6 protein-coding genes are annotated in these 5,686 nt (G+C 58.2%); 3 read left to right on the top strand and 3 right to left on the bottom strand.

The annotated features are described in order from the left end of the window. Nucleotides 1–196: 196 nt before the first annotated feature. From rpsI to zapE, 3 genes are all read right to left on the bottom strand, one after another. A complete protein-coding gene (rpsI, locus tag OKB81_RS19220; RefSeq protein ID WP_005336286.1) occupies nucleotides 197–589 on the bottom strand; it encodes a 30S ribosomal protein S9 in 393 nt (130 codons plus the stop codon). 14 nt (nucleotides 590–603) lie between these two features. Beyond that, on the bottom strand, nucleotides 604–1,032 hold the full coding sequence (gene rplM, locus OKB81_RS19215) for a 50S ribosomal protein L13 (protein ID WP_005336289.1): 429 nt from the start codon (nucleotides 1,030–1,032) through the stop codon (nucleotides 604–606). 266 nt (nucleotides 1,033–1,298) lie between these two features. After that, on the bottom strand, nucleotides 1,299–2,393 hold the full coding sequence (gene zapE, locus OKB81_RS19210) for a cell division protein ZapE (RefSeq protein WP_109421762.1): 1,095 nt from the start codon (nucleotides 2,391–2,393) through the stop codon (nucleotides 1,299–1,301). A 139-nt stretch (nucleotides 2,394–2,532) separates the two neighbouring features. Here zapE and OKB81_RS19205 point away from each other — a divergent pair, with 139 nt between their 5' ends. The 3 genes from OKB81_RS19205 to degS all read left to right on the top strand — a co-directional run bounded on the left by OKB81_RS19205 (nucleotide 2,533) and on the right by degS (nucleotide 5,570). Continuing rightward, nucleotides 2,533–2,913 (top strand): YhcB family protein, encoded by a 381-nt coding sequence (locus OKB81_RS19205; protein WP_010675856.1) that lies wholly within the window; start codon nucleotides 2,533–2,535, stop codon nucleotides 2,911–2,913. Between the two features lie 81 nt (nucleotides 2,914–2,994). Then, entirely contained in the window at nucleotides 2,995–4,353 is a 1,359-nt protein-coding gene (locus tag OKB81_RS19200) for a Do family serine endopeptidase (RefSeq protein WP_134996878.1), read from the top strand. A gap of 89 nt (nucleotides 4,354–4,442) precedes the next feature. Next, nucleotides 4,443–5,570 (top strand): outer membrane-stress sensor serine endopeptidase DegS, encoded by a 1,128-nt coding sequence (gene degS, locus OKB81_RS19195; protein ID WP_113069542.1) that lies wholly within the window; start codon nucleotides 4,443–4,445, stop codon nucleotides 5,568–5,570. Nucleotides 5,571–5,686: the final 116 nt, after the last annotated feature.

The raw sequence follows: 5,686 nt of genomic DNA, 5'->3' as shown, positions 1-5,686 counted from the left end.
TTGGGGCATGCAGTCGTGGCAAGCCCTCCGATGCCATATCGGCTCTTGAAGCTGGCTGAGGGTCATGGGTAATCAGGCAATTTTTTGTCTTTTGTGACGTATGCTTAGCATTGCCACATGTAACATTACCAATAAAAAAAGCCTGGCAAATTGCCAGGCTTTTTTGACACTCCTGAGAGTGCGTACCAAAAGCGAATTAACGCTTGGAGTACTGCGGACGCTTACGCGCTTTGTGCAGACCGACTTTCTTACGCTCAACCTTACGGGCATCACGAGTAACAAAGCCAGCTTTACGCAGTTCGGAACGCAGGGTCTCGTCGTACTGCATCAGAGCACGAGTGATACCGTGGCGGATCGCACCAGCTTGACCGGAGATGCCACCACCGTTAACGGTGATGTACAGATCCAGTTTCTCGGTCATCTCGACCAGTTCCAGCGGCTGACGAACTACCATGCGGGCAGTCGGACGGCCGAAGTATTGCTCCAGGGAGCGCTGGTTGATTACGATTTTACCGCTACCCGCTTTGATGAATACGCGAGCAGTGGAGCTTTTGCGACGGCCGGTACCGTAGTATTGATTTTCTGCCATGTTGCCAGTTCCCGTTAGATATCCAGTACTTGAGGTTGCTGAGCAGCATGAGCGTGCTCTGCGCCTGCGTAAACTTTCAGCTTACGGAACATGGCACGGCCCAGCGGGCCCTTCGGCAGCATGCCCTTGACGGCAGCTTCGATTACCATTTCCGGCTTACGCTGAATCAGCTTGTCGAAGCTGATGGACTTGATACCACCCGGGAAACCGGAGTGAGCGTGGTACATTTTGTCGGTAAATTTCTTACCGGTTACGTGTACCTTCTCAGCGTTTACAACGATGATGTAGTCACCGGTGTCAACGTGCGGAGTGTACTCGGCTTTGTGCTTACCACGCAGACGAGCAGCGATCTCGGTTGCGATACGACCCAGAGTTTTACCTTCTGCGTCCACAATGTACCAGTCACGTTTTACGGTTTCTGGCTTGGCAACGAAAGTTTTCATTAAGTTAAACCCAATTACCTGTTACAGACCCAATTGCTTATGGGGGCTCTCCCACAAACAACAAACGATGGCCTACCTGTACCCCTTCGAATACAAGTAAAGCTTAAAGTGTTGCTGTCTTATCGACAGCTGTAACGTGGGCCGGGCGATTATAAGTGAAGTTGCCTTAAATATCACCTGCTAATTTCACTGCCATGAAGCTAGCAAATGTCGCCCGGCCCTACCTGCCGCAGATGCCCATCCGACTGGCAGGCGCGGTATTGTGACTAAGGAAGGTGCACTCTGGCAAGGTATTCGTGCGATTGCATCTCCTGAAGCCTTGAAAGGCAACGCTTGAATTCGAAATTCAGCAGGCCTTCGCCATAGAGCCCGGTCATGGGGACCGCCGCCGATATGATGAGCTTGACGTGCCGCTCATAAAACTCGTCCACCATGGCGATGAAGCGGCGGGCCGCGTCATCCGTGCCGCTGCCCATGGGTTGCACATTGGCCAGCAGGACGGTGTGGAACTCACGGGCCAGTTCGATGTAGTCGCCCTGGGAGCGTGGAGTACAGCACAGCTGTTCAAACTCCATATAAAGCACCCCTTCCCCCACGCCCAGTGCACTCAGTTGGCGATGGTTGACTTCCAGTGCGGCGGCAGTCACCGGCCCAATCCCGGTCAACTGGCTGAAATAACGATCCAGGTTGCTCCTGGCCTGCTCATCCAGCGGGAAGTGATAGATCTCTGCCTGTTCCAGGGTTCGCAGCCGGTAATCGACACCGCCATCGACATTGATCACCTCGCAGTGACGCTCGATAAGCGCGATAGCAGGCAGGAAGCGAGCACGCTGCAACCCGTTGCGGTAGAGATCCTGAGGGGGGATGTTGGATGTGGCCACCAGCACTACGCCATGGCCAAAGAGTTCCTGGAACAGAGTGCCGAGCAGCATGGCATCCGTGATATCCGAGACGAAAAACTCGTCGAAACAGATGACGTCGGTCTCGTCGGTCAGCTTGCGGGCGATCAGCTTGAGCGGATCGGACTGACCGGTCAGCCCTCTGAGCTCGTCGTGCACACGGTGCATGAAACGGTGGAAGTGGATGCGCAGTTTGCGCTCCCCCGGCAGGCTCTCAAAAAAAGTATCCATCAGCCAGGTCTTGCCTCTGCCCACACCGCCCCACATATATAACCCCTGGACGGGGTCACGGGTTTTCGGCTTTTGCAGCCAACCCAGCAGGCCACGGGATCTGGTCGGAGTCGGGCTTGCGCACAGATCCTGATAGAGTCGCTCCAGGCGGGCGACTGCCATGGCCTGGGCCGGATCGGCCACAAAGCCGGGGCGCTGCAAATCCTGCTGATATTTTTGCTGCGGGGTCATCCTGTAAACCGCCTCCAAGTCCCTGAATGAGGGACAAAATGGTATCACGCTCTCGGGGGGCACGGTATAGTGCCAACGAGGCGTTGCGGTCCATCCGACCGCTTCAAATTCATCGTGTTAGCTGTAACAAGGAGCTTCTATGACTCTGTTTAACGGGATCCTGCTGGCGATCGCCGCCCTGATCATCGGCGTGCTGATCGGCCGCTTCTCTGTCCGTAGCCGGGATGCCGGACGCCTGGAACAGGAGCTGAAAAAAGCCCACAAGGAGCTGGAAAGCTACCAGGGGCAGATCACCACCCACTTCGCCGACAGCGCAGCCCTGATGGAGCAACTGGCCGAACAGTACCAGACCCTTTATCGCCATATGGCGGAACAGAGCAAGTTCCTGGCCAAGGTACAGGAACCACTGTTCCGCGAACCCGAAGTGGAAGAAACAGGCGATGCCGCCAACAGCGAGGAGCCGGGCCTTCCTCCCCGCGATTACGCCGGTGCGTCCGGCCTGCTCAAGCAGCCGGGCTGATCGTCGGTTGAACTAATTACGCTTTATCGTGGTCAGACCTTGACGATTGCACTGCAACTTTTTCTGGGAGCTGTTTCTCATATGCGTAAATCTCTTTCTGTATTCAGTGTCTTAGCCCTCAGTGTCGGTATCGCCATGTCCTCAGCACCGGCGCAGGCCGCACTGCCCCTGATGGCGAACAACCAGGAGATGCCGAGCCTGGCCCCCGTCCTCGAGCAGGTGACCCCTGCCGTGGTCAACATCTCCGTCTCTGGCAAGAAGATCACCCGCCAGCGCCTGCCGGAACAATTCCGCTTCTTCTTCGGCCCCAACATGCCTGACGAGCAGGTGAGCGAGCAGCCCTTCCAGGCGCTTGGTTCCGGCGTCATCATCGATGCCAAGAAAGGCTACGTGATCACCAACGCCCACGTGGTCCACGAGGCGGACGAAATCAAGGTCAACCTGAAGGATGGCCGTGAGTATGCAGCCAAGAAAATAGGGGAAGACAAACAGTCGGATATCGCCCTGCTGCAAATCAAGGCCGAGGATCTGGTGCAGATCAAGTTCGCCGACTCCGACGAGCTGAGAGTCGGTGACTACGCGCTGGCCATCGGCAACCCGTTCGGCCTGGGCCAGACCGTCACCTCCGGCATTGTCAGCGCCCTGGGTCGCAGCGGCCTCAACATCGAAAATCTGGAGAACTTCATCCAGACCGATGCGGCCATCAACTCCGGCAACTCGGGCGGCGCCCTGCTCAACCTGCGCGGGGAGCTGATCGGCATCAACACCGCCATCCTGGGCCCCAACGGCGGCAACATCGGCATCGGCTTTGCCATCCCGTCCAACATGGTGCGCGATCTCTCCGAGCAGATCGTGAAATACGGCGAAGTGCGCCGTGGCCAGCTGGGGATTACCGGCACCGAGCTCACCAGCGAAATCGCCAAGACCTTCGGCTACAACAAGAAGGACGGTGCCTTCGTCAACCAGGTCATGCCTGACTCCGCTGCCGCCAAGGCAGGCATCAAGGCAGGCGACATCATCATCAGCATCGATGGCAAGCCCATCCGCTCCTTCGGCGAGCTGCGTGCCAAAATCGCCACCATGGGGGCCGACAAGCAGATCTCGCTCGGCCTCATTCGTGACGGCAAGGAGCAGACCGTCAAGGTCACCCTGAAGAAGGCGGATGACAGCGAGATCCTGGCCAGCGCCCTGCATCCGGCCCTGGAAGGGGCCAAGCTGAGCACCATCACGGACCCCGTGACCGGCGTGGCAGTCTCCGACATCGATCCCCGCTCACCGGCAGCCGCCTCCGGCCTGCAGAAGGGTGACATCATCATCGGAGTCAACCGCCAGCGCATCAACTCCATGGGTGAACTGACCAAGGTGTTGAAAAACAAGCCGGAAGTCCTGGCGCTGAACATTCAGCGCGGCGACTCCTCGCTCTATTTGGTGATCCGTTAAGCCCCTCACACCCGCGGCAACCGCCGCGGGTGATTTTTATCCATCGATAATGTTATTCTCTGCCCGCAGCCTGTACGGACGAGAAAGACATGAAAATCCCACCTCTGATCAGCTACTTGGGCAAGTCCGTCGGCTTTGGCCTCGCCATGGCTGCGCTTTTGTTGCTGGTGTTCCCCGATTTTCGCGGCGGCGCTCCCCTGCCGGGCCTCATCACCAACGCCCGCGAGCTGAGCTTCTCCTACGCGGCCCATCGCGCCGGCCCTGCCGTCGTCAACATCTACACCCGCAGCTTCGCCGGCAATCGCGGTGAAAAAGCCGAACTCAGACCCCAGGGGCTGGGGTCCGGCGTCATCATGAACCAGCGCGGTCACGTGCTCACTAACTATCACGTCATCGCCGATGCGGACCAGATCATCGTCGCCCTGCAAGATGGTCGGGTGTTCAGTGCAGAGCTGGTCGGCACCGACAAACTGACCGATCTGGCGGTGCTCTACATCGAATCGGACAACCTGCCGGTGATCCCTCAGGACCCGGATCGTCTGCCGGACGTGGGAGACGTGGTGCTCGCCATCGGCAACCCCTACAACGTCGGCCAGACCATCACCCAGGGCATCATCAGCGCCACCGGGCGTATCGGCCTCTCCAGCATGGGGCCGGACAGCAATGGCAGACAGGATCTGCTGCAAACCGATGCCGCCATCAACGAGGGCAACTCCGGAGGCGCCCTGGTCAATGGCCGTGGCGATCTGGTGGGTATCAATACCGCCGCCTACCACCTCAACGGCAATCAAGAGAGCTATGGCATCAGTTTTGCTATCCCCTACAAGCTGGCCAAGCGCATCATGGACGAGCTGATCGCCAACGGTCGGGTCATCCGCGGCTACCTCGGCATCTCCAGCGTCGAGATCAATCCCATCGTCGCTCGCATGCTGAACCTGGGGGACTTGCAGGGGTTGGTGGTGGAGAGCCTGGATCCCAATGGCCCAGCCACCAAGGCCGGTCTCAAACGTGGGGATGTGCTGCTCAAGATCAACGGAGAGGCCATCACCGGCGTGCGTCCCGTCATGGACAAGATCGTAGAGAGCCGCCCCGGCACCAAGCTCACCATCTCGGTGATCCGCAACGGCAAGCCGCTGGACGTCGATGTCATCATCGAAGAGGACCTGCGCTACCAGAATCAGACCCTGCCGACCAGCAGTGCGGCACCCGCCACCTGAGAGGCGGATCCTCGCAGGGCCCGACAGGGCCCTTTTTTGTGGTTCATCGCGGCTTTCCGGGGAAGGCCGCCTTGATTTTCAGAAAAAAGTATTCTGAGTCCCTAAATCCATATGCC

Source organism: Aeromonas sp. QDB56, assembly GCF_027705505.1.
Taxonomy (GTDB): domain Bacteria; phylum Pseudomonadota; class Gammaproteobacteria; order Enterobacterales; family Aeromonadaceae; genus Aeromonas; species Aeromonas caviae.
Note: the sequence above shows the minus strand (reverse complement) of the source record. Positions and strands in the feature narration are given on the sequence as shown.

Excerpts from the sequence above, each read along its gene's own strand:
- rpsI (WP_005336286.1), bottom strand. The coding sequence starts at position 589 with ATGGCAGAAAATCAATACTACGGTACCGGCCGTCGCAAAAGCTCCACT.
- rplM (WP_005336289.1), bottom strand. The coding sequence starts at position 1,032 with ATGAAAACTTTCGTTGCCAAGCCAGAAACCGTAAAACGTGACTGGTAC.
- zapE (WP_109421762.1), bottom strand. The coding sequence starts at position 2,393 with ATGACCCCGCAGCAAAAATATCAGCAGGATTTGCAGCGCCCCGGCTTT.
- OKB81_RS19205 (WP_010675856.1), top strand. The coding sequence starts at position 2,533 with ATGACTCTGTTTAACGGGATCCTGCTGGCGATCGCCGCCCTGATCATC.
- OKB81_RS19200 (WP_134996878.1), top strand. The coding sequence starts at position 2,995 with ATGCGTAAATCTCTTTCTGTATTCAGTGTCTTAGCCCTCAGTGTCGGT.
- degS (WP_113069542.1), top strand. The coding sequence starts at position 4,443 with ATGAAAATCCCACCTCTGATCAGCTACTTGGGCAAGTCCGTCGGCTTT.